At 71.5% G+C, this 20,594-nt stretch carries 14 protein-coding genes and 1 pseudogene; 10 read left to right on the top strand and 5 right to left on the bottom strand.

What is annotated here, in order from left to right; all coding sequences use genetic code 11:
• Positions 1 to 138: 138 nt before the first annotated feature.
• Both ACFWB8_RS33275 and ACFWB8_RS33270 read right to left on the bottom strand, forming a co-directional pair.
• On the bottom strand, positions 139 to 1,497 hold the full coding sequence (locus ACFWB8_RS33275; RefSeq protein WP_385235748.1) for a cytochrome P450: 1,359 nt from the start codon (positions 1,495 to 1,497) through the stop codon (positions 139 to 141).
• 103 nt (positions 1,498 to 1,600) lie between these two features.
• Positions 1,601 to 2,563, bottom strand: coding sequence for a terpene synthase family protein (locus ACFWB8_RS33270; protein WP_385235745.1), 963 nt, complete (start codon positions 2,561 to 2,563; stop codon positions 1,601 to 1,603).
• Positions 2,564 to 2,824: 261 nt separating this feature from the next.
• On the opposite strand from ACFWB8_RS33270, the gene ACFWB8_RS33265 reads away from it, so the two are divergent.
• The 4 genes and pseudogenes from ACFWB8_RS33265 to ACFWB8_RS33250 form a co-directional block, all read left to right on the top strand.
• Positions 2,825 to 4,435: a prenyltransferase/squalene oxidase repeat-containing protein gene (locus tag ACFWB8_RS33265; RefSeq protein WP_385235742.1), complete on the top strand. Its 1,611-nt coding sequence runs from the start codon at positions 2,825 to 2,827 to the stop codon at positions 4,433 to 4,435.
• A gap of 146 nt (positions 4,436 to 4,581) precedes the next feature.
• Positions 4,582 to 6,003 (top strand): SDR family NAD(P)-dependent oxidoreductase, encoded by a 1,422-nt coding sequence (locus ACFWB8_RS33260; protein WP_385235739.1) that lies wholly within the window; start codon positions 4,582 to 4,584, stop codon positions 6,001 to 6,003.
• 77 nt (positions 6,004 to 6,080) lie between these two features.
• Positions 6,081 to 6,926, top strand: coding sequence for an SAM-dependent methyltransferase (locus ACFWB8_RS33255; RefSeq protein ID WP_385235736.1), 846 nt, complete (start codon positions 6,081 to 6,083; stop codon positions 6,924 to 6,926).
• Positions 6,927 to 7,822: 896 nt separating this feature from the next.
• Positions 7,823 to 8,141: pseudogene (locus tag ACFWB8_RS33250) on the top strand (transposase family protein); the annotation flags it as partial.
• On the opposite strand, the gene ACFWB8_RS33245 reads toward ACFWB8_RS33250, so the two are convergent.
• The 3 genes from ACFWB8_RS33245 to ACFWB8_RS33235 are packed head-to-tail and all read right to left on the bottom strand — an operon-like array spanning position 8,132 to position 11,042.
• Positions 8,132 to 8,359, bottom strand: a complete 228-nt coding sequence (locus tag ACFWB8_RS33245) for a hypothetical protein (RefSeq protein ID WP_385235751.1) — start codon at positions 8,357 to 8,359, stop codon at positions 8,132 to 8,134. The pseudogene ACFWB8_RS33250 and the gene ACFWB8_RS33245 sit on opposite strands and share 10 nt — an antisense overlap.
• Entirely contained in the window at positions 8,356 to 8,751 is a 396-nt protein-coding gene (locus ACFWB8_RS33240) for an acyl carrier protein (protein ID WP_385235733.1), read from the bottom strand. Before ACFWB8_RS33240 ends, ACFWB8_RS33245 begins: the two co-directional genes overlap by 4 nt.
• On the bottom strand, positions 8,748 to 11,042 hold the full coding sequence (locus ACFWB8_RS33235) for a helix-turn-helix domain-containing protein (RefSeq protein ID WP_385235730.1): 2,295 nt from the start codon (positions 11,040 to 11,042) through the stop codon (positions 8,748 to 8,750). The genes ACFWB8_RS33240 and ACFWB8_RS33235 overlap by 4 nt, the downstream gene beginning before the upstream one ends.
• Positions 11,043 to 11,418: 376 nt before the next feature.
• Here ACFWB8_RS33235 and ACFWB8_RS33230 point away from each other — a divergent pair, with 376 nt between their 5' ends.
• From ACFWB8_RS33230 to ACFWB8_RS33205, 6 genes are all read left to right on the top strand, one after another.
• Complete coding sequence (locus ACFWB8_RS33230) at positions 11,419 to 12,168, top strand: MerR family transcriptional regulator (protein WP_385235727.1); 750 nt, start codon at positions 11,419 to 11,421, stop codon at positions 12,166 to 12,168.
• 251 nt (positions 12,169 to 12,419) lie between these two features.
• Entirely contained in the window at positions 12,420 to 13,919 is a 1,500-nt protein-coding gene (locus ACFWB8_RS33225; protein WP_385235724.1) for a SagB family peptide dehydrogenase, read from the top strand.
• Complete coding sequence (locus ACFWB8_RS33220; protein ID WP_385235721.1) at positions 13,916 to 14,725, top strand: HlyD family efflux transporter periplasmic adaptor subunit; 810 nt, start codon at positions 13,916 to 13,918, stop codon at positions 14,723 to 14,725. The genes ACFWB8_RS33225 and ACFWB8_RS33220 overlap by 4 nt, the downstream gene beginning before the upstream one ends.
• Entirely contained in the window at positions 14,722 to 16,929 is a 2,208-nt protein-coding gene (locus ACFWB8_RS33215) for an NHLP family bacteriocin export ABC transporter peptidase/permease/ATPase subunit (RefSeq protein ID WP_385235718.1), read from the top strand. The genes ACFWB8_RS33220 and ACFWB8_RS33215 overlap by 4 nt, the downstream gene beginning before the upstream one ends.
• Positions 16,926 to 20,000, top strand: coding sequence for an ATP-binding cassette domain-containing protein (locus ACFWB8_RS33210; protein WP_385235715.1), 3,075 nt, complete (start codon positions 16,926 to 16,928; stop codon positions 19,998 to 20,000). Before ACFWB8_RS33215 ends, ACFWB8_RS33210 begins: the two co-directional genes overlap by 4 nt.
• A 21-nt stretch (positions 20,001 to 20,021) precedes the next feature.
• Entirely contained in the window at positions 20,022 to 20,375 is a 354-nt protein-coding gene (locus tag ACFWB8_RS33205) for a hypothetical protein (protein ID WP_385235712.1), read from the top strand.
• Positions 20,376 to 20,594 lie beyond the last annotated feature (219 nt).

Here is a 20,594-nt window from a genome sequence, read left to right as displayed (position 1 = left end):
ACCCACCGGCTCAGCCACGGACTCGTGCTCGATCGTCATCTCACTCACTTGGCGTCTCCATGATCAACAGATCCGCCGTTTATTAGACACTCCCGGAGCAAGGCGCAAAGCGCTGCCACGGTCCTGTGACGTCCTTGTTCAGCGGCGGGTGGGCACCATCAGCAGCCGATCGGGGCGTTCCACGGTGCCGACGCGGGAGCGCACCGGGCGGTCGTCGGCCGGGCGGAGGCGCCATTGGGCCAGGGCGTTGGTGAGCATGAGGGTCAGCTGTGTCCAGGCGTAGCCGTCGCCGGCGCAGCGGCGGTGGCCGGCGCTGAAGGGGATGAACGCGTCCTTGTGCTCAGGGGTGATGCAGTCGGGGTGCCAGCGGTCAGGGGTGAAGGAGTCGGGATCGGGGAACAGGGCGGGGTCGTGGTGGAGGATGTGGGGGCTGAGGTAGACGCGGGCTCCGGTCGGCAGCAGGGTCTGGTTGAGGGGCACCGGTTGGATGGTGCGTCGCATGAGGAGCCAGGTGGGGTGGCGGCGCAGGACCTCGCTGAGGACCTGCCGGGTGTAGGGCAGGTGAGGGATGTGCTCGGCCTGGACCTGGGTTCGGCAGGTCACGGCGTCCAACTCGGCCAGCAGCTGCTGCTCGACGTCTGGGTGGTGGGCGATTTCGTGGAAGGTCCAGGCGAGGGCGGCGCTCATGGTGCCGGTGCCGGCGACGAACAGGTTCAGGATCTCGTCGCACACCACCTCGTCCGACATGCCGGCCCCGCTTTGGCGGTCGCGGGCGTGGACCAGGGTGGACAGCAGCCCGCCCAGATCCTTGCCTGTGGTGCGCCGCCGGTTGATCTCCTGCCCGATCGCGTTGCGCAGGGCGGCTACGGCCTTCTGGGCTTGTGGAGCGCTGCCTGGCTCGCGGGCGCCGGCCAGGCGGGTGCGCCAGGCCGCGGCCGGGGACAGGGCACGCCGCATGGCGCCGTTTCTCACGGCGGTCCAGGTTTTGACGGTGACCCGCAGGTCGTCGCTGGTCTGGTTGAAGATGATGTCGAGGAGCGTGGCAAGGGTGACGGCGTCGATCTGCCGTGCCAGGTCGATAGGGGTGTCCGGCTGCCAGGAGGCGGCCCAGGCGGCGGCGCGGTCGCTCATCACGTGGCCGAAGGAGGAAACTCGCTCCGGGCGGAAGGCGGGCTGGGCCAGGCGCCGTTGCCGGCGGTGGAAGTCCCCGGATGAGGTGACCAGACCGTTTCCCATCTGCTGGCGCAGTTCGTCGAACATTTCGCCCTTGTCGAATTTGCGGGCGTCGGGAACAAGGATCTGGCGGGTCAGGGCAGCACTGGTGGCGACGTAGACGTCCTGCGGCCCGACGCGGATACGGACCAGTTCCCCGTACTGGGGAAGGGAGCGCAGGAAGGGCAGCGGCCTGTGGGCGAGATGGTGGGCATGCCCCAGGAGCGGCAGCCGGCCGGGGACGAGTGGGGCGGGCCGTCCGGTGTCAGTCGGGGACGTCGTCACGGAGTGCCTCCTGCGGTTGGGGGGTCGTCTCGGGGCCGTGCCGCCGGGATTCGTCGGGCCTGATCTGACCTCCGACCGGCAGGTCCGATGACCGGCCGGTGGGTCAGGACCAGGGCGTCGGCGGGTGATGCGGCACGGACTGGCTGGTGATCGGGTCGGCGGTGAAGCGTCCGGTGACCGCCAGCCAGTGCAAGTTGGCCGCTGTGAGCCTCTCCACCAGCTCCACGTGGCGGCCCAGGGCATCGAGCTGGCCCTGCGGCAGCCCGGGGGTGGCGCGTAGGGATGCGGCAGCGGCGGTGAGGCCAGTGTGGCGCTGTTGGATCATGTCGGTCGCGCGGGCACGGGCGGCAGCGGCCGAGCAGCGGTGCCGGCGGGCGAGGACCGTGAGCAGGTTGTCCTGGCCGGCGGCCCGGTCGTCCTCCTGGCTGGCGAGGTCGTTCGCCCAGCCCGCGATGTCGGCCGCCGCCGATCGGAGCTCCGACAGTTCAGCCTCGAGTGCCGGTTCCTCGACCGGCTCGGTGTGGCCGGTGCGTTCCAGCACGGCCAGTAACGGGAACACGGTGATGGTGCGCCGCCGCAGCCGGACGTAGCGCGTCATGGACAGTCGGGTACCGGCGCGGCGCAATGCGACTTCTTCCTCGGTGGCGTCCAGGAAGTCCGAGTAGTGCGCGGCGAACCGCTCCCGCCACTGGCCTGATCTCTCTGGATCGGTGTGCTGCAGCAACTGGGCCAGGACCTTCGCGTGCCGGCCTGGCGTGGCGGACTCGCGTCCGGTGGCGAGTACCTCGCGTAGGGGCGCGGTGAACTTCTCCAGCTCTACCGGTTGTGATCCCAGGCCTCGGCGGTCGAATTCGTCGTCCACCCAGCAGATGAAGGCCGCCCACTGCGCGGTCAACACCACGTCCGCCGCACCGCCGTGCGGCAGCGCGCCGCCGGCCAGCACCGGGAGTCTCATCTGTGCCAGCCGCCGCTCCCCTTCGGCGTCGCTGATCACACCCTCCTGCCTGGCCCAGCGCAGCAGCTGGGCCGCGACCGGGTCCGATAAGCCTGATGTGGGGTCCGTCATAGGCGGATCTTGGCAGATCACCATCAACCGGGGACAGCGCACAGCAGGCCATGGCCAAAGGCCGCTGTTCTCCGCCTCCCGTAGAGGCGCCCGTCGGCGTCCGCTTCGCGCCATTCCCCGTTTGGCCGTGTTCTGCCAAGATCCGAACATGACTGACACTCCGCCTGGCTTGTCAACTCCTTCCGATCCGGCAGGTGTGACTGACGGCTCTACGGTCGGCTTCAGGCCGCCCGCGTCGGCGCCTTCCCGGAAAGGATCTAGATGAGAATTCCGGCGATCACCGGGGGTCTGCCCCGCTGGCCCCACGGTGCGTTACCTGTCGGCCTGTGGTCGGCCACACAACGGCTGCGCAAGCATCTCCTCGCCCGCATCGGCCCTGACGGGGCGGTACGGGAGCCCTGCCACAGCCGTGTTCTGGAGTCCGCCCTGTTACTGGCCCTCCTAGACCGCGCCCGGGTGGATCCTGCCGCCTGTCGCCGGGTGGCCGACTACCTGGCCCGGCACCTGGACTCCCCCGGGCAGCTTGATCGATTACTGGCCCGGGCCGCTCTGGACGGCCACCAAGTGGCGGATCTGCCAAGCCTCGGCGTCTTCCTTTCCCAGGCACCGGACTTCACCGGTACCCGCAAACGCGCCCTGCTCGACGCGGTGCTCCACCTGCTCGGCGTCGCACCTGCCACAGCCGGGCCTCCCCCTCCCGAAGCGTTCTCCCCGCACGGCCTGCACCCGTGGGCACTCGTCCAGGTCACCGCGGTGAAAGTCGTCCTCGCCCGTGCCCACGGGGCGCTCGCCGACATCAACGAGGGTGAGGTGGCTCTGCTGCGTTCCACGCAGCACCCCGGAACGGTGTGGGAGGGCAACCTCCTCATCCACCTGTCCGTGTTGCACGCCCTGTCCCTCGTGCCGGGCCACGAGCATCTGGTGGCCCAGGGGATACGGACCGCGCTGGCGCATCAGCGCCCGGACGGCGGGATGCCGTTCATCTGCGACGAGGACACCTGGGTCACCGCCACCGCCGGCCTCGCCCTGCACGCCGCCGGAGCGGGCGCACCGGTCCTGGATGCCATCGCCCGGCGCCTGGTCGCCTTGCAGCAGAGCGGCGGCGGATGGTCCTACACCGAAGGCGCCGAGCAACCCGACGTGGACTGCACCTCGGCCGCCATCGAGGTCCTCCATGTCGTGGACACGAGGGCCCACCACGCTACGATCCGCCGGGCGATCGGAGCCCTGCACGCGGTGCGAGGCCAGGACGGCGGATTCCCCACCTACTTGGCCGGGGCCCCGTCGGAAGCGGGAATGGCCGCGGCCGCTGCCAACGCCCTCACCACCCAGGGACCAGCCGAGCATGCCACGGCCGAGGCCGCCCTCGCCTATCTCGGCGCCGCGCAGCGCGCGGACGGATCGTTTCCGCCGGACTGGAGCAGCAGCCGCCACCACACCGTCTTCCGGGCCGCCCTCGCCGCCACCCGTCACCCGAGCGCCGTTGGGCACGCCGTCGCCCGCCGGTGCCAGGGCCTGGTACTGGGCAGCCAGAACAGCGACGGCGGCTGGGGCCAGCAGGACGGGGCACCCAGCGACGCGCTCAGCACCGCCTACGCCCTCATCACGCTGACCACAGCGCCCGGCCCCCAGGCCCCTGCGCCGGTCGGCACCGGCGCGGCCTACCTGCTCGCCCAGCAGCGCCAGAACGGGTCCATGCGCAGCGTCCCGGACTCCATCGGACCACGCCCCTTCCCGTTCGCCGTCCCCGTCCTCGCCGACGTGTTCACCCTCCTCGCCCTGGGACACCTCATCCACCGCATCACGCCGGATACCGACCGGAGAGGGCAGGTGGGAAACCGGGCGCGAGGCCGGCCCGTCGGCCGGATGTGAACTCTTTCCGGCCCGGCACCCGGCACCCGGCACCCGGCACCCGGCACCCGGCGCCTCACCGCGCCACATCCGCGGTCGGACCGTCAGCGCCCGCTCCGTCCCAAGTCCTGCTTCGACAGAGCTTCGAGAAGAGATGGACGGCAGTTGTGAAGAAGAACGCTCCCCGCCCCCGTACGACGGCCGGGTTGAAGGGCAAGGTGTGCCTGGTCACCGGCGGCGCGCAAGGCATCGGCCTGGCCATCACCCACGCCCTGGCCCAGCAGGGCGCGCACGTACATGTCGCTGACATCTCCGCCGAGCACCTCGCCTCGGCGGCAGCGGGCCTGGACGCCGCCGGGCTACGCGGGCAGATCACCCTCCACCAGGTCGACGTCAGTGACCGCGCCGCGTACGAGCAGTACATCACCGAGGTGCACAAAGCCGGCGGGCGCCTGGACGTCCTGGTCAACAACGCGGCCTTCGTCAAATGGGCCGACGTGGCGGACATGAGCGTGGAGGACACGCAGCTGACCATGCGGACCGCCTACGACGCCACCGTCGTCGGGGTCAACGCCGTGCTGCCGCTGATGCGGGCGGCCGGCGGCGGGGCCATCGTGAACATGGGCTCCGCGGCGGGCGTCGTCTTCGTCAAAGGCCCCGCGGCGGCGTACGCGGCGTCGAAGGCGGCGATCAACGCCTACACCCAGGTCCTGGCCGGCGAACTCACCGCCTCGCCCGTCCACGTCATGCTGGTGCGGCCCGGAACCGTGGGCGGCACCGAGTTCTTCGGCCGCCACGTCCCCTCCCACCTCATGCCCCGCATCGCCGACTTCCTGCCCGTCTCCACCCCCGAACAGGTCGCCGACGCCGTCATCAACGGCCTCCTCCACCAGCGGGACATCGTCGACGTCCCCGGCTACCTGCCGGCGATGTACCGTGCCTACGCCATGACCCCGGGCGTCTTCCGCACACTCGCCTCCCTCGGCGGCCCGGCCCGACGCGACTTCGGCCGCCCGGCCCGGCGGTCACCCTCCCGCCGGCCCCACCACGCAGTGGCAGGAGCCGGAACAGACCCGGGCGCAGGGGCGCCAAGGACGGCGGGACCGATCGAGCGGACCGTGCACCGTGTCGGCTCGGCACGCTGGGTCGGTGCTCTGGCACGGGCCGCACTCGTCCCCCTCGACACCGCCCTGCAGACGCGCACGACCGGCCGGTTCAGCGTCGGCCGCGGCCTCAACGTGGCCTCCCTGCTCCTGACCACCACCGGAGCCCGCACCGGCCGCCCCCGCCCCACCCCGCTCTTCTACGTCGACCACGCCGGCGGCTACGCGGTCATCGGCTCCAACTTCGGCCAGGCCCACCACCCGGCGTGGACCACCAACCTCCTCAAGACACCGGCCGCCACCGTCACCCTCGCAGGAGTGCGGATTCCCGTCACCGCCCGCCTCGTCGACGGCCCGGAGCAGGAAGTGATCTGGAACAAGATCCTCACCGTCTCCCCCGGCTATCAGGCCTACCGCGACCGCTCCGGCCGGAACTTGCGCATCTTCCATCTCCAGCCCGTCGGCAGGACACCCGCGCAGCAGTGAAACGAACCCGCCCGTCAGACAACGTCCACCAGCCGGCTGCCGGAACCGCCGGCGCCGAACAGCACAGGGAAGTCACCGTGGAAGAAGATCAGAGGGTCACGCCGTATCCGTCGGGTGAATCGGTCGGAGCGTTCTACGACCAGATGAGCGCGTTCTTCGCCTCCGTGTTCGGCGAGCACCTCCACTTCGGGCTGTGGGACCAGGACGACGACTCCCCTATGGAGACCGCGCAGGTACGCCTGACCGACCGCCTCATCGACCTCCTGAACCCGCGGAGCGACGAGTACGTCCTGGACGTGGGATGCGGCACCGGACATCCCGCGATACGCCTCGCCCGGCGCACCGGCGCGAGGGTCCTGGGAGTGAGTGTCAGCTCCTCACAGGTGGCAGGCGCCACCGCGGCATCGAACAGCGCCGGGCTCTCCACACGAGTCGAGTTCGTCCAGGCCGACGCGATGAAACTGCCCTACGAGGCGGGGACCTTCGACGCCGCTTGGTCCATCGAGATGCTCTTCCACGTCCCCGACCGCCTCCGCGTCCTGCGGGAAATCCGGCGTACCCTCAAGCCCGGCGGGCGGATGGTCCTCACCGACTTCGTCATGCTGGAGCCGCTCACCGACCAGGAATGGGAGCTCCTCGCCCAGGGCTTCGCCTTCTCCTCCCTCATCCACCCTGACGGTTACGCCGACGTCATCACCCGGGCCGACCTCGAAGTCGTCCAGGTCCACGACGTCACCGCCCACACGAGAGCGACCACGCGGGGAATCGCCGCCCGCTTCGAGCGGGACAAAGAACAACTGGCCGCCGTCTACGGCACCGAATTCGCCGCCCAGATGGAACTGCTGCTGCCGCTGTGCCTGTCGCTCGTCACCGACAAGATCGGCTACGTCATCGCCGAAGCCCGCCGCCCCCACGACGCATAACGCACGGCCCCGGTGGATGCCTACGAGCGCGGGCATCCACCACCGTCCGGGCAACGCGTACACGACCACCGTGCCCCGACCGGCTTCCACCCGACCGTCAACCAACCCCGAAGCGGGCGTGCGACCACACCGCGACCACCAGCATTCCGGGCATGGAAAAGGCCGTCCTCTCATGTGTGAGAGAACGGCCTCCGACCTGCGAAAACGCTGGTCGGGACGACAGGATTTGAACCTGCGACCCCTTGACCCCCAGATCGATGGGCCAGGGGGAAAATCATGACATACAGCATAAAATGAGGGCGCGCAGCGTGCACATCCGTACATGCTGTGCGCCCATCGATGTGGGCACTGGTCCCCAACTGGTCCCCAAGGGGCACCACATGACCATCGGGCCTGCCAGCCGACACAGACGGCCACCAGGGGGAAAGCGGCTCACGAAGCGGTGTGGCTCCGCTTCCGTTCGGCTCGGTGTCGCAGGTCGCGAATGACCTCATACCAATGCCAGGAGCCGCCTCAGTCGCGGCCCTCGCGCCCGCCGGGCTCCCAGTCCGCAACCTCGTCCAGCTGCTTGATCAGGACATCCGGATCGACAGGTACACGGTGCGCAAGGCCGCCCGCCACCGCTTCGACACCGAACGGGTGAAGCACTCTCACGCGAAGCCATCGCCCGAACCTCACTCGGGCGGTTCGATTGGCCAGCCCAATCCCGATCGGCGGCGGCCTTCCTGGCGAGCTCACCGATGGCGCCCCGATCCATCACGTGGCGCAGCAGCCACGCCGTGAACCCGTCCACGGGGCCTTCCCTGTCTCCAAGGTCACCGGCCTCGGCGCACGACACCGGGCAGCCGGGCGCCGACGGGGTCGGCGCCCGTCCCGCGCAGGTAGCCGTCGATCGCCCGGCCCTGCCCGGCTCCACCCACGACCTGACGGCCGCACGAACGCAAGAGATCGTCGACGCGCTCGCCGCCGCGGGACTGAAATGCCGGGCGGCAAGGCGTACCAAGGCGCCGGCCGGCACATCCGAGTCCCCTTCCGTGGCCGCCGGCTCAAGCGATGGAAGCGACGACACAACAGCAGCCACGCCAAGATCCGGTGCGTCGGCGAGCAGGCCACAGCCGTCCCGTCCTGAAAGGCCGGCACCTACTGCGGAAGCTCCGCTGCAGCACCAACCGGATCACCAACATCGTGAAGGCCGTCCTCGTCCTTCACCACGCTGCGCGCAGGATCCGCCGGTTGTTCAGGGACCAGACGATGCCGTCCGTGGAGGCTCCGGCAAGGTCCGCGGCCCGGATGTTGACGTCGGCGGCGGTGAGGTGCGGGGCGCCCGCGGCGTCCCGCGGATCCTCGCTGCAGACGAGGTCGACGGTGTGCCCCCGCGCGGCGGCGTGGGCGACGGCACGCCGCAGCAGGGCTCCGTCACCGATGCAGATCATGCGGGGACCTCTCTCCGGGCGGCTTCCACGTGGGCACACACGTGGTCGAGGGTGACGTCGCGGACGAGGGATTCGAGGCGGCTCATGAACCAGCGCCCCTGGGCTTCGGTGAGCAGGTCCGAGGAGACGGCGTCGAGCATCTCGACGAGCGCCAGGGAGTCGCCGCCCGGGAGCTGGAACTCCGCACCCGCCGTGAGGTTCCCCGCGTCCACCCCGAGGATCGCCGCCCAACGGCGGGCGACTCGTTCCTGGAGCGTGGCCGGGCTCGCCGTCGCGGGATCCGGTTCCGGGCCGCCCGCTCCGAAGGGGTAGAGCCGCGCGTCGAGGTCCGCCTTGCCGCCGACCGTGCGGGGGATGCCGACGACGGTCGTGACCCGCGCCGGGACGCTCATGCGGTGGCGTCGGGGAGTCCGTCCAGGAGGGCGGCGGCTTCGGCGTAGCGGGGGTGGTTGAGCTCCGTCAGGGCGCGGTGGGCCGCGGCCAGGGTGGTACGGGCCTCCTCGTCGCGGCCGAGGTGGTGCAGGGCGATGCCCAGGTCGAGCCGGGCCGGTTCGCTCCAGGCCGGCATGTCCGCGGCCTCGAAGGCGGTGAGCGCCCGGCTCAGGGCGGCTTCCGCCTCGGACCAGCGGGCGAGTGCGGCCAGGTCGCACCCGAGGTGGTGGAGGGTGGCGGCGTGGTAGACGGCGAGCAGGTCGGGTGACTGGCCCGGGATTCCCGCGCGGCAGATGGCCTCGCTGCTGCGGTGGATGGCGAGTGCCTGGCCCGCGTGGCCGGTCTCGCGCAGGACGACGCCGAGGGTGTTGAGGGTGGTCAGTTCGGCGAGACGGCCCTGGGGGGTGGTGTTGTCGCGGTGGCAGGCGGCGGAGTCGCGCAGCCAGGCGATGGCCTCGCCGGTGCGGCCGAGGCGTTTCAGCGCACCCGCCCCGTAGCCCAGGGCCCAGCCCATCTGGAGTGGGTCACCGCACTCACGGGCCGCGGCGAGGGCCGCGGCGGCGGTCTCCAGGGCGGCGTGGTGGTCGTAGGTGCACATGTTGTAGGCCCAGGCCAGATAGTTGAGGTGGACGGCCTCCTCCGCCCGGCTGCCCAGCGCGCGGGCCGCGGTGACGGCGAGCCGGAAGACCTCGACCCACTGCTCCCAGTGCTGGGTGCGGTCGGAGAACCAGTGCATGGCCTCGGCGGTGTCGATGACCTCCCGGTGCCATCCGGCGGCCTGGGCGTGGTGGAGCGCCCAGAGCCACTGGGCGCGTTCGGCTTCCAGCCAGGCCCGGGCCGCTTCGCGGCCGGTGGGGGCGGTCGCGGGGTCCGGGTCGCCGTCGCGGGCCCGGCAGTGGTCCGCGTCGAAGTGGAGCGCCGCCGCCGTGGCCCGGCTCAGCATCCAGCGGGCTGTGCGGTGACGGGCGCCCACGAGGGCGGCGGGGTCGTCGTGGTCGGCGAGTTGCTCGGTGGCGAACAGTTTCAGCAGGTCGTGGAAGCGGTAGCGCTCGGTTTCCGGGTGGGGTTGGAGGAGTCCGCGGTCGGCGAGGTCCTCGATGCACAGCCGGGCCCGGCGCAGTGTGGTGCCCGCGAGCAGGGCCGCGGTCTCCGGGCTGAAGTCGGGTCCGGCGGCCAGGGCCGCGCGTCGCAGCACGGTGCTGGCGGCCGGGGGGAGACGGCGGTAGGACAGGGCGAACGCGGCCCGCACTTCCAGGTTTCCAGCCTTCAACGCGTCCAAGCGACTTTCTTCCCTGGTGAGTTGGGCGACCAATTTGCCCAAGCGCTCCTGTGGTCGGACCGCCAGGCGCTGTCCGGCGATCCGGACGGCCAGCGGCAGGTGTCCGCACAGGTCGGCGAGGTCGCGGGCGGCCCGGGCTTCTCGGGCGACGCGCGGTGCGCCGATGATGCGGGTGATCAGCTCGACGGATTCCTCGCGGTGCAGCAGGGTGAGGTCGACGCGGTGGGCGCACTCCAGACCGGCCAGGGCGTGCCGGCTGGTGATGACGGTCAGCGAATCGCCGCGGCCCGGGAGCAGCGGGCGGAGCTGGTCCTCGTCGGCGGCGTTGTCCAGCAGCAGGAGCAGTCGGCGGGTGGCGATGAGGGAGCGGAACAGGCCCGTGCGGTCCTGGGTCTCGTGGGGGACGCCGCGCTCGCTCACGCCGAGGGCGCGCAGCAGCCGGGACAGCACCTCGCGCGGGTCGGCGGGCCGCTCGTCCATGCCGAGCAGATCGACGGCGAACTGGCCGTCGGGGTAGTGCGGGGCGAGGCAGTGCGCGGCGTGGACGGCGAAGGCGGACTTGCCGAGGCCCGGTTGTCCGGCGACGATCGCGACGGGTGCCCAGTCTCCCGGGGGGCGTTCGGCCAGGGTGCGCAGGTGGGCCAGGGCCTGGGTGCGGGCGGTGAAGTCACCGAGGTCGCGCGGGAGCGGCAGGGTGCCCGAGGGTACGGCGGCCGGGCGTGAGCGGGGGCGGCCGAAGGCGGCCACCCGTTCCAGGTCGCCGCGGTCCGCGGTGTCCAGTGCGAGTGCGCGGGCCAAGGCCTGCACCGTATGGCGCTGCGGTCCGCGCGTACGGCCGCGTTCCAGGTCGACGAGGGTGCGGACGCTCACTCCCGCGGTGTGGGCGAGCCGCTCCTGGGTATGGCCGGCGCGCAGGCGCAGGCTGCGCAGCAGCTCCCCGAACCCGTCGGGCGCGGATCCGCCACCGCTCATGACGGACCGGCCGCTGGTGGACGTCTGGTGACAGGGGCTCGGCAGGGCTGCCGCACGTGGAACGCTCCTCGTGGTGCTGCGCTCCCCCGAGCGCGGCGCGAGCTGTACGGCAGAAGTATGCCGGATGCAGTCCTGCGGGCTGAATCGCCTGGTCCGCACTGCCGGGCGCGTGCTCGACTGGGTCCGGCCGCACCTGCCGGGCACGACGTGCCGCGACACGGCACGGCACGGCAGGCCTCCGGCCTCCCCCCTCACACACACCGCACGCCCCTCTCGTGATGCGGTGCGCCCACCTCATCGAGATCACCACGGCGGCACCACCTCATGGCCATGACCATCGCCATGACCACGGCGCCGGCCCGTGGAAGGACACACCATGACATCGACCCCCCTGTCCCTGACGAGCCCGGATCGTCCGGCCGCCCGCTACACCGTGGAGGAACTCTCCCGGATCGTCGGCATGTCGCCGAGGAACGTCCGGGCGCACCAATCGCGCAAGCTGCTGCAGCCGCCGGTCCGCAGGGGGCGGGTCGGCTACTACGACGACACGCACGTGCGCCGGCTGGAGCACATCGTTTCGCTGCAGCGGCAGGGCTTCAACCTCGTGTCCATCGGCGCCATCCTCGGTTCGGAGGGCCGCGACGACGACCGGGAGAAGCTCATCACCACCGCCCTCCAACGCGCGATCCGGGAAAGGCCCGGCGTCTTCCGCTCCCTGAACCGGCACGGCGTGGTCGGCTGGGACGAGGAGGGCGCCGTGCGCATCGCCCGGCCGGGCGTCCTGCGCGCCGCCCTCGACCTCGTCCGGGCCGGGATCCCCGCAGCGGTCACCCTGCAGTGCCTGGCACGGTTGCTGGACCGGATCGACGGCGCCGCCGCCGAGCTCATCAAGGTCGTCGGCTCCGACATCCTCTCGCTCGACCTTCCCGGCCACCCGCGGATCGCGGTCACCGGGATGGACGACCACAGCACCGGCACCTTCACCCAGGGGTTGGTGGAGCTGCTGGCGAGCGCCTTCCGTGCGGCTGCCGAGAACCACGGGCGGGAGCTGGCCGCGGACCTGCTGGCGAGCAGTTACGGGGCTGCGCCCTGGGTCGAGGAATCCGTCGTCGTCGAGAACGGATGAACAGGCCGATGACACGGTTCCGTGCCGCGGTCGCTGCGGTGTCGGGCACGGGATCGATCCGTTCGCCGAGGACCGGACCCATCCGCCCTACGGTCTGTAGCGGCCGGTCCTTGCGCAGGAAATGCGGGACGGACGACCAACCCCCCGACTGCCGCGAGCCGCACGCCCCCGAACCGATCCGCCCGGATCCGCCCTTCCTCGCCCCGCCCGCCCACCGCACGACCGTCCCCGTATCAGGATCGTGAAATCCCATGAAACGCACGTCCCCGTTTCCGGGCGCCACCAAGGTCGAGAGCTATCGGCTGCGCGTCGACGCACGGTTGACCCACGAGCCGGGCGGGTCCCTGGTGTTGGAGCAGTCCCGGTACCGGCTGCGCCTTCCGGACCCGGAGCCCGGCCGGCGCGCGCTGCTCCTGCGTATGGCCGAGGGCTGGATGAGCGACCTCCAGATAGCCCAGCTCGTCACCGGCCTGGAGGGCGAGACCCGGATCCTTCCGGCCCAACTCCTGGTCCGCCGCCTGCTGTTGCACTGTTGGCTGGAACGCCGCGTCTACGCCGGGGCGCGAGCCCTGCTGGACGTGGTGCCCCGTGGGATCGGGGCACAGAGCGGCCCCGTCCGACGGCTGCACGGCGCCGAGGTGGTCTACCGGCTGTCCCGCTTCGCGGTGCTGCGCACCGATCGGGGTCGGATGCTGGCCCATTCCCCACTGAGCACCGTCGCCATCGCCTGCACGCACGCCCAGTTGGGCGCCGTCCTGGTGGGCGCTGCCGCGGACGGGGTCGGCCGGCTCGACGTGGCCAAGGCACTGGAGGTGGACGAGCCCACCGCCGGGCACGTGCTCGACGAACTGCTTGCCGCCCACGTGCTGGTGACGTCCGAGGAGGCCGAGGCCGAAGTCAGCACCGCGCCGATGGGCCTGTGGGCCCCGGAGGAACTGTGGCTGCACGACCGGACGCGGCCACAGCGCCACGCGGCACCGATCGGCGCCACCCACCGCTTCCGCGGCGTCCTGGAGCCGGAGCCGGGCCCCGAGCCGGAAGCGGAGCCCGATCCCGCACGGTTCGGCGGCCCCACCGCGCGTCGTACGATCGTGCTGCCCGGGCCCGCCCCACACCCGGCCGGAGCGACACCGGACTCGCTGGCCGCAGTCATGTCACGCCGCCGCAGCATCCGCCGCCACGACGACGAGCGGCCGATCACCGCGGCCCAACTGGGCGAGTTCCTGCACCGGGTCCAGCGTCTGGGACCTCCCGCTACCGGTGGCGCAGCAGGCCCGGAGGGCGGCAGGCGTCCGTACCCGGGGGCGGGTGGGATCGGCGAACTGGAGATCTATCCGCTGGTCTCGCGCTGCGCCGGCCTGGAGAGCGGGCTCTACCACTACGACTCGGCGCGGCACCGGCTGGCGGCCGTCGCCGCCACGGGCCCCGAGACCGCGAAGATGCTGTCGTTCGCGCGCGCCACGGCCACCATGCCGGCCCCGCCTCAGGTGTTGTTCATGATCACTGCACGGATCGGGCGCCTGATGTGGAAGTACGAAGGCATTCCGTACGCCCTGGCGCTCAAGGACGCCGGAATCCTGACCGCGTGGATGTACCTCGTCGCCACCGACATGGGCCTGGCCCCCTGCGCGCTGGGGGCGGGGGACGTCGCCTCGTTCACCGCGCTGTCGGGACTGGACGCGCTGGTCGAACCCGCCATTGCCGAGTTCACCCTCGGCTCTTGCCCGCCCGATTGCGAGGAGCAGCCTTGAGATTCCGCAAACAAGCCCTTCGAAAGCTCGAATCGCCCGAGCAACTCGACGAGATCGCCCGACTGGCCTCGATACCCACCTGGTTGACGACGGTGGCGCTCCTGGTCGTGGTGTTCTCCATCGGCACCTGGTCGGCCTTCGCCACCGTACCGAAGACCGTCGACGCCCCCGGGGTTCTCACCCACGCGGCGGGGGCCGTCACCCTGGACGCCACCCGGCAGGGGCAGGTGGCCTCGGTCCTGGTGGCCCCGAACCAACGGGTCGGCAAGGAGCAGCCGCTCTACACCCTGGTCGGTCAGAACGGCGTGACCGAGACGGTCACCGCGCCGTGGGCCGCGCACGTGGTCAGCGTGCGGATCTCCGAGGGAGAGATGCTGCTGCCCGGGAACAAGGTCGCCGTGCTGGAGCGGTTGGACACGCCCGGCGACCAATTGGAGGCGATGGTCTACGTCCCGGCGGCCCACGCCCCGCTGCTGCGCGTCGGCATGCCCGTACGGCTGTCGACCGCGGTGGCGCCGGTGAGCGTCTTCGGCACGCTGTCCGGAACGGTTTCGGCCGTAGGCTCCCTGCCGGAGACCGAGGAGTCCCTGCACGCCTTCCTCGGCGCCGGCCGCGACGTGACGCCGTTCCTCACCACCGGTTCGGTGGTCGCCGTGACCGTCCGCCTCACCCCCGACACCGAATCCCCGAGCGGCCTGAAGTGGTCGCGCTCCTCCCCGTCCTTCGCGTTGAACTCGCAGAGCGCGGTGACGGCGACCCTGACCGTGGCCCAGGAGCGCCCGCTGAACTGGCTGGTGAAGCGATGAGCCTCACCCTCCCCAAGATGACCCTCCACAAGCGCGCCACCGACCGGCCGACCGCCAAGCGGGTGCGCACCCCCACCGTGATCCAGATGGAGGCCACCGAGTGCGGGGCGGCCTCGCTGGGGATCGTGCTGGCCCACTACGGGCGCCACGTCCCGCTCGAAGAGCTCAGGCAGGCCTGCGGGGTGAGCCGGGACGGATCCACCGCGGCCAGCGTCGCCAAGGCGGCGCGCCGCTACGGGCTGACCGCACGCGGGCGGCAGAGTCCCGTCGCGGACCTCGGCTCGGTGCGGCTGCCGGCCATCTTGTACTGGAACTTCGAACACTTCCTGGTGCTGGAGGGGCTGGGGCGCAAGGTCAGGCTCAATGACCCGGCCACCGGCCCCCGTTCGGTGAGCTGGGAGGAGTTCAACGACGCGTACACGGGCATCCTGATCGCGGTGGAACCGGGCCCCGGGTTCGAGCGCGGGGGGCACCCGTTCAGCCTGGTCCGCACGCTGCGCGAGCGGTGGCGCAACCTCGGCTCGGTCGTGCCCCAGACCGCGATCCTCGGCCTCCTCGTCGCTCTGGTCGGCATCGCGGTGCCCGCCCTCACCCGGGTCTTCGTCGACCGTGTGCTGCTCGGCTCGGAATCGGCCACCTCCGTAGCGCTGGTCGCGGCGATGGCCGTGGCCACCGTGATCACCCTCGTGGCCGGATGGCTCCAGCAGCGCCTGCTCGTGCGCGCCGAGACCGCGGTGGCCCTCGGCAGCGCGGCCCGCCTGGTGCGGCACATGCTCCGGTTGCCGTTGGGCTTCTTCAACCAGCGCATGGCGGCCGACCTGGCGCGGCGAGTCCGCACCAACGACGTGGTGGCCGACATCTTCACCCGGCGTCTGGCATCCACCGCGGTGGACATGGCGCTGGCGTTGTCCTACGCCGCGCTGCTGTGCCAGTACGACCTCGTCCTGGGGCTGTGCGCGCTGCTCTTCTCCGGGCTCAACGTGGTGGTGCTGCGCTGGTTGGCGACCATCCGCGCGACCGCCATCGCGGGCCTGCAAGCCGAGCGCGGGCGGCTCTTCGCCGCCGTCTACACCACCATCTCGATGATCGAGACCGTCAAGGCCAGCGGGCAGGAGGAGCTGAGCTACCAGCAGTTCGCCGCGCGGCAGGCGGCGGTGACCACGGGACAGCAGAAGGCGGGCGTGCCCGCCGCCGTCGTGGCGGCGGTGCCCGCGCTGCTCGCCGCGCTGAACACCGCCGTGCTGATCGCGCTGGGCAGTCACCTCGTACTGACCGGCACCCTGACCGTCGGAGTGCTCGTCGCCATGCAGGGCCTGGCCGTCGCGATGAACCGGCCCGTCACCAGCCTCGCCACGGTCAGCGCCCAGGTCGAGGAGATCGGCGCGGACCTGCAGCGCCTCCAGGACGTGGAGCGCTATCCCCTGCCACCCGCACCCGCCGCCTGCGCGGCGCCCGCGCCGTTGGAGGGCCACGTGGTGCTCGACCGGGTCACCTTCGGCTACAACCCGCTGGTCCCGCCCCTCCTGCAGGACTTCTCGCTCGAACTGCCCCCCGGGGCGCGGATCGCGCTCGTCGGCGGCTCCGGCAGCGGGAAGTCCACCGTCGGCCGGCTGCTCGCCGGCCTGCACCAGCCCTGGAGCGGGCGGATCACCGTCGACGGGCGCGAGCCGCACGCGCTCGACCCCGGGCTGTGGGCCGCCACCATGGCGATGGTCGATCAGGACAAAATCATGTTCGAGGGCACGGTCCGGGACAACATCACCCTGTGGGACCCGACCGTCCCCGATGAGGACGTCGTACAGGCCCTCAAGGACGCCTGCATCCATCAGGATGTGGCGGCCCGCCCCGGCGGTCTGGCCAGCCCGGTGCACGAGGGCGGACGCAACTTCTCCGGCGGCCAGCGCCAGCGCCTGGAGATCGCCCGCGCCCTGGTCCGCAACCCCCGACTGCTCATCCTGGACGAGGCAACCAGCGCCCTGGACACCGAGACGGAGCGACTGATCGACTCCAACCTGCGCCGCCGCGGCGCCACGTGCCTCATCGTGGCCCACCGCTTGTCCACCATCCGCGACTGCGACCGGATCATCGTGCTTCAGCACGGCCGGGAGGTCGAACGCGGCACGCACGACGCCCTGATGGAACGCGACGGTTCCTACGCGGCACTCATCCGGCACCAGGCGAAGACAACGGGGGAAACCACATGAGCAGCACCACCGTCCCGCCCCAGGACTGGGACCTGCTCGCCGGGCTGGCGGCCCCCGCCTCCACTACGACCCGTCGCGTCGACGGGCGGCACACCGTCTACCTGGTCGAAGGCGGGCCGGCCGACATTTTCGCGAGCCGCCTCGTACCGGACGGCGACACCTCCCGGCAGCACTTCGTCGCGCGCTGCCCCGCCCACAGCGCGATCCCCTCCTCGACCGCGACCGGCGAATGGCAGCTCACCGTGGTGCCGCTGCCCGGCGGGCGCTTGCGCGACGTGGACCACGACCAGCTCTCCCGGCTGGTCCGCCGGGTCCAGCCCGAGGAGCCGGACGGCGGCCGGCCGCCCGGCCGTGACGACCGGATCGCCGATGTGATCAGCGACGCCCTCGACCGGGCGCTCCAGGCCGTCTCGGACGCCGTACGCTCCACCAGCGCCCCGCGGGACGCCGAGGTCCTGCGCTCCCGGCAGATCGTCTCGCTCGCGCGCGGCCGTACGGTCGTCGGCGGCGGGCGGCCGTGCTGGATCCGGTTGGCGGACGGCCGCATGAGCAAGAACGGCCTGGCCGACCACCTCGTCTCCGCCGGACGCGAGGCGCTCTTCCTCGGTCTCCAGGACTGGACCCGCGCGGAAACGGACTGTCTGGTCGAGCTCCTGAACACCCCGGACCTCCTGCGCTCCGGAGCCCTCTTCGAAGCGGTCGACCAGCAGATGGCCCATCTGGTGCGGTCGCTCGGCGACCGCGCCCTGGCGACCGACAGCGCGTTCCTGCACGCCCTCGATGTCCGCAAGCGCGCCGCCGAACAGATGGTGGCGGCGAGTGCCCGGCGGGCCCTGGGCGTGCTCGGCGCGAACAGCGCCCGCGGCGGGCGGCTCGCCACCGACGGCGCCCAGGACGCCCGGGCCTGGTCGGTGGAGACCTTGCAGGTGGTCACCGAGGGCGCGGACATCGCCGTGACCGAGCCGCCCACCCATGCGCCGGGGACCAGCAACCACGGCGACGAGCTCCGGGCGGTCGCCCAGAGTTCGGGGCTCCACCTGCGTCAGGTCCGCCTGTCCACGAAGTGGTGGCACAACAACGTCGGACCGCTCATCGGCTGGCGCCCGGCCCCGTCGATGGGCCCGGCATCCGCGGCCACGGCCGGACGGTCCGACGACGACGAGGCCACCGGAGAGGCCAACCTGATCCCGGTTCCGCTGCTGTTCGCCCGCGGCCGGTACTGGATGGTCAACCCGCACACCCGGGCGCGCACCCCGGTGGACCGCAGGCGGGCGGACACCTTCGGCCAGAACGCCACCCTGGCCCAGCTGCCCCTGCCCGCCGACACCAGCCTGCGACAACTGCTGCGCCGGGGGGCCTTCGGTACCGCGGCGGAGCTGCGTTCCATGCTGGCCACCGGAATCGCCGTGGCGTCGCTGAGCCTGGCCACCCCGCTCCTGATCGGCCGGGTGCTCAGCTCCCTGGCCTCAGGAGGCCTCCAGGACCTGCCCTGGGCCACCGGGCTGTACCTGGTGAGCGCCGTCGCGGCGGCCCTGTTCACCGCGCTCCTCAACCTGCACGCGCTGCGGCTGGAGGACCGGCTGGAGTCAGGTATCCAACTCGCTCTGTGGGACCGGCTCATGCGTCTGCCGTCCGACTTCTTCACGCAGACCACCAGTGGCGTCCTGGCCAGCAAGATGCTGGGCGCCGCCTACGCCCGCCAGGCCCTGAACGGGCTGGCGACCCGGACCTTCCTGGCCCTGCTGACCGCCGCGGCCGGGCTGGGCCTGACCTTGACGATCAACCCCGTCGTCGGGCTGTACACCCTCGTACTGCTGGCGGGCACCAGCGGCCTGGGCGTCGTCTTCGGCATGGTGGTGATCCGCCGTCAACGCCATGCGCTGCCCGCCGAACACCACGCCGCGGCCGTGACCAATGAGATCTTCGGCGGCATCATGAAGATCAGGCTGGCCGCTGCCGAGAACGCCATGTTCAGCCGCTGGGCGCAGGCCACCGTCGTGGCACGGGCCCGGCTGCAACGGGTGCACCGGGTGCAGGGAGCCCTGACCGCGGTCGCCGTCACCGTCCCCATCGCCGGACAACTGATCTTCTTCGCCCTGCTGGCTGGCCCCTTGCGGGGGCAGGTACCGGCGAGCGGCTTCTTCACCCTCAACGCGGCCTTCGCCCTCCAACTCCAGTCCATGATCCTCCTGGTGACCAGTGGCGCCGAGTTCGTCGCCGTACTGCCCCGCCTGCACGGCCTCTCCGAGGTGCTGACCGCGCGGGCCGAGCGCGAAGCCAGTCACGTCCAACCGCCGGAACTCCGGGGCGAGATCGAGATCGTCAACGCGACCTTCGGCTACCCGGGGCTGGATACCCCGGTGCTCGACAAGGTGACGCTGCACGCCCGGCCCGGGCAGTTCGTCGCGATCGTCGGTCCCAGCGGCTCCGGCAAGTCCACCCTCCTGCGCTTGCTGCTCGGCTTCGAGCGTCCGCGCAGCGGCTCCGTGCTCTACGACGGGCAAGACCTCGCCGAGCTCGACGTGCAGGCCGTACGCCGCCAGTGCGGCGTGGTCCTCCAGGACGGGCGGCTCTTCAGCGGCACCATCCGGGAGAACATCTGCGGCGCCCAGCCCTACTCCATCAGGCAGGTATGGGCGGCCGCCGCCATGGCGGGGCTCGACGAGGACATCCGCCGGATGCCCATGGCGCTCAACAGCCTGCTGTCCTTCGGCGGCGGCGCCCTGTCCGTCGGTCAGCGCCAACGCGTTCTCATCGCACGGGCGTTGATCTCCAAGCCCCGCGTCCTCTTCTTCGACGAAGCGACCAGTGCGCTCGACAACCACACCCAGGAGATCGTCACCGCGAGTACTCAGCAGCTCGCCGCGACCCGGATCGTCATCGCGCACCGGCTCTCCACCGTGATCAACGCGGACGTCATCCTGGTCATGGACCAGGGCCGGATCGTCCAGAGCGGCACCTATCACGAGTTGCTCGCGGACACCGGTGGACTGTTCCACCGGCTCGCCCAGCGCCAGCTGTGGGCGCAGTCCCCGCACCCGAGCGGCGCCGCCAACTCCCCCGCTCCCTGACCGAAAGCGAAGGTCCGCACGATGGAAGAAGCCGAGCGCAGTGATTTCGCCGCGCGCTACCACGCGGTGGTCGCGGCCACCTGGTCGGATCCCGACAAGGAGCGGATGCTGCTCCGCGATCCCGCGGCCCTGCTCGCCGAACACGGCATCGGCGTGCCGACGGGCACCGTCATCGAGGTGGTCCGCGACCGGCCCGTGACGTCTGACGCCCTGGACTCCCAGATCCGGGCCTGGGAGGCGATCGCCGACGGTGGCGCCCTCAGACTCCTGATCCCCCACCCGGAGCGGTTCGAGGCCACCGATCTCACCGAGGAGGAGCTCGACTCCCTCGTCGCCGGCCTCGGCCACCCCGCACTGTCCGACGTTCCCCGCTGAACGCCGTCGCACCCCAGCAATCCGAAACCCGCAGGAAGCACAACAGAGGAGAAGGACCGTGAACGAGGAAGACGAGACCTATGCTGCCGATCTCTCGGACGACGACCTCCAGGCACTCGTGGCAGGACTCAAGGGCTTGACCGTCACGACCGACGAATAGGCACCAGACCATCCGGAGCCCACGGCGGCCGACGGGCAGGACGCACTGCGTCCTGCCCC

It is taken from the genome of Streptomyces sp. NPDC060031 (assembly GCF_042736805.1).
Taxonomy (GTDB): domain Bacteria; phylum Actinomycetota; class Actinomycetes; order Streptomycetales; family Streptomycetaceae; genus Streptomyces.
This window is presented reverse-complemented; position numbering and strand designations above follow the sequence as displayed.

Excerpts from the sequence above, each read along its gene's own strand:
- ACFWB8_RS33270 (WP_385235745.1), bottom strand. The coding sequence starts at position 2,563 with ATGACGGACCCCACATCAGGCTTATCGGACCCGGTCGCGGCCCAGCTG.
- ACFWB8_RS33245 (WP_385235751.1), bottom strand. The coding sequence starts at position 8,359 with ATGATCTGCATCGGTGACGGAGCCCTGCTGCGGCGTGCCGTCGCCCAC.
- ACFWB8_RS33230 (WP_385235727.1), top strand. The coding sequence starts at position 11,419 with ATGACATCGACCCCCCTGTCCCTGACGAGCCCGGATCGTCCGGCCGCC.
- ACFWB8_RS33240 (WP_385235733.1), bottom strand. The coding sequence starts at position 8,751 with ATGAGCGTCCCGGCGCGGGTCACGACCGTCGTCGGCATCCCCCGCACG.
- ACFWB8_RS33205 (WP_385235712.1), top strand. The coding sequence starts at position 20,022 with ATGGAAGAAGCCGAGCGCAGTGATTTCGCCGCGCGCTACCACGCGGTG.
- ACFWB8_RS33235 (WP_385235730.1), bottom strand. The coding sequence starts at position 11,042 with ATGAGCGGTGGCGGATCCGCGCCCGACGGGTTCGGGGAGCTGCTGCGC.
- ACFWB8_RS33210 (WP_385235715.1), top strand. The coding sequence starts at position 16,926 with ATGAGCAGCACCACCGTCCCGCCCCAGGACTGGGACCTGCTCGCCGGG.
- ACFWB8_RS33215 (WP_385235718.1), top strand. The coding sequence starts at position 14,722 with ATGAGCCTCACCCTCCCCAAGATGACCCTCCACAAGCGCGCCACCGAC.
- ACFWB8_RS33265 (WP_385235742.1), top strand. The coding sequence starts at position 2,825 with ATGAGAATTCCGGCGATCACCGGGGGTCTGCCCCGCTGGCCCCACGGT.
- ACFWB8_RS33225 (WP_385235724.1), top strand. The coding sequence starts at position 12,420 with ATGAAACGCACGTCCCCGTTTCCGGGCGCCACCAAGGTCGAGAGCTAT.